1 protein-coding gene is annotated in these 246 nt (G+C 67.5%); it reads left to right on the top strand.

The genetic code is table 11. The features are described 5' to 3' along the window. Positions 1–8: 8 nt before the first annotated feature. On the top strand, positions 9–246 hold a 238-nt coding region (locus IJ15_RS0104940), incomplete at its 3' end, for a crossover junction endodeoxyribonuclease RuvC (protein WP_031937236.1).

Here is a 246-nt window from a genome sequence, read left to right as displayed (position 1 = left end):
GTGGGCGCGTGCGTGTTCTGGGAGTCGACCCCGGTCTGACGCGGTGCGGTTTCGGTGTCGTGGACTCCGGTCGGGGTCGTGCGGTGATACCGGTCGCTGTCGATGTCGTTCGCACACCGCCGGACATGGAACTGGCCCAGCGTCTGCTGGGGATCTCCAACGCCGCGGACGAGTGGCTCGACAAGTACCGGCCCACGGTCGTGGCCGTCGAACGGGTCTTCTCGCAGCACAATGTGCGGACCGCGA

It is taken from the genome of Prescottella defluvii (genome assembly GCF_000738775.1).
In the GTDB taxonomy this organism is placed as follows: domain Bacteria; phylum Actinomycetota; class Actinomycetes; order Mycobacteriales; family Mycobacteriaceae; genus Prescottella; species Prescottella defluvii.
The sequence above is the reverse complement of the archived record's forward strand: the minus strand, read 5'-3'. Positions and strand labels throughout refer to the sequence as shown.